The organism is Streptomyces sp. NPDC005820 (assembly GCF_040630255.1).
In the GTDB taxonomy this organism is placed as follows: domain Bacteria; phylum Actinomycetota; class Actinomycetes; order Streptomycetales; family Streptomycetaceae; genus Streptomyces.
In genome coordinates, this window is sequence record NZ_JBEXXE010000127.1 from 1 (window position 1) to 1,646 (window position 1,646).

At 69.0% G+C, this 1,646-nt stretch carries 2 protein-coding genes; one reads left to right on the forward strand and one right to left on the reverse strand.

What is annotated here, in order from left to right; genetic code table 11:
- Positions 1 to 122: 122 nt before the first annotated feature.
- Entirely contained in the window at positions 123 to 629 is a 507-nt protein-coding gene (locus ABZ464_RS52005; protein ID WP_359290049.1) for a hypothetical protein, read from the forward strand.
- Here the strand turns inward: ABZ464_RS52005 and ABZ464_RS52010 are convergent.
- Positions 571 to 1,377 (reverse strand): IS5 family transposase, encoded by an 807-nt coding sequence (locus ABZ464_RS52010; RefSeq protein ID WP_359290051.1) that lies wholly within the window; start codon positions 1,375 to 1,377, stop codon positions 571 to 573. The genes ABZ464_RS52005 and ABZ464_RS52010 overlap by 59 nt on opposite strands.
- Positions 1,378 to 1,646 lie beyond the last annotated feature (269 nt).

Sequence of the window (1,646 nt, forward strand, 5' to 3'; positions counted from 1 at the left end):
AGAGGTCGTTCTCTTTCCGAACCTCGTGTGTGGATTCCGCTGGTCAGACATGAGATCGCTGCTGTCGCGGAAGTCTCGGCTCGTTGCCGGTCGGGATGTTGTGGGGGTGGCGGATGCCGTCGATGCGAGCGGTTCTGGAAGCGCGGCGGAAGGCCGCGGCGGTGCGAGTGGAGGAGCTCGAAGCCGAACTGGTGCGGGTGCGGACGGACTTGGCGGACGCGGAAGAGGTACTCAGGCGTCGGGTGATCGGCCTGGAGCAGTATCTGGAGGCTTTGGCCGAGGACGAAGCGCCCGCCGTGGTGGCTGTCGGGTCGTCGCGGAAGAAGCCGGTCGGGCCGCGACGTGCGGTGCCTCACCGGGAGAACGCGGGCGGTGTCGAGGACCTGTCGGTGGACTACCAGGCGTTGATGGCCGCCGTCCTGGACGCGGAAGCCGATGGGCTGGGTGCCCGGCGGGCGGCGGTGGTGCTGGGCTGGGACAGCGCGTCCGTCTCCCGCGTCGAGGGAGCGAGGGCGCGGTTGAAAAGGCTGGTGGAGCGGGGCTGGCTGGTTGAGGAGAAACCGGGCCGGTTCACGCTGCCCGCGCCGCAACAGGCCGGGGGTGATGGGCGGCCAGGCGGCGGCTCATGAGCATGGTCATCGACCACAGGATGACGGCTTCGCTGGTGTCGGTGCGTCGTTCGTAGTCACGGACCAGGCGCCGGCTGCGCAGGAACCAGGCGAAAGATCTTTCCACGACCCAGCGGCGGGGCAGGACCTGAAAGCCGCTGACGTCGTCGCTGCGGCGGACGACGTCGAGGACGAGTCCGAGGTTCTGGGCAGCCCAGTCCTGGAGGTGACCGCGGTAGCCGCCGTCGGCCCAGACCCGCGAAAGCCGTGGCAGGCGCTTCCTTGCTGCGTGCAGCAGAATGCGGGCGGCGTCCCGGTCGGTCGTGGACGCCGGCGTGACCAGCACGTCCAGCAGGAGTCCGAGCGTGTCGGTGAGCAGGTGGCGCTTGCGTCCGTTGATCTTCTTTCCGGCGTCGTATCCCCGTGAAGCGAGGGTGACGGTGGCGTCCGCCTTCACCGACTGCGAGTCCACGATGGCCGCGCTGGGCTCCTGGCTGCGGCCGTCAGCCCGGCGGACGGCCTCGCGCAGCCGTTCATGCAGCTCGGCCACCAGCCCCGTATCCCGCCAGCGGGCGAAGAAGGCATACACCCGAGGCCAAGGCGGGAAGTCCGCAGGCATCGCCCGCCACTTGATGCCGTTGTCGACGAGATAGCGCACCGCGTCGATCATCTGCCGGTGGCAGTAGCCCTCCGGCCGCCCGCCCTGGCCCGCCAGCCATCCCGGCACCGGCAGCAGATCCCTCACCCGTGCCCACTCGGCATCGCTCATGTCCGAGCCGTACCGGGGCCGCCGGCCCGGCCTGTCGGACGCGTTCCCGAACCTGTGGGCGAGACAGTCACACCCACGGGTGGACGAGCTGGACTCGGCAACCACGACCACGCGACACTTCGACAACAGGGCCTCTTGCTTCTCGCTGGACTCGACATCCGCGAGCTACCAAGAGGCCCTTCTTCCATGCCTCCACACCGGACAACTCACCCGAACCAGGCCCCTGTTCGAACCCCACCGACCACACGGCCGGATAGAGAACAGCCAGT

What these genes read in the sequence shown, in the direction of transcription:
- ABZ464_RS52005 (WP_359290049.1), top strand. Translation starts at nt 123, where the DNA reads ATGCGAGCGGTTCTGGAAGCGCGGCGGAAGGCCGCGGCGGTGCGAGTG.
- ABZ464_RS52010 (WP_359290051.1), bottom strand. Translation starts at nt 1,377, where the DNA reads ATGAGCGATGCCGAGTGGGCACGGGTGAGGGATCTGCTGCCGGTGCCG.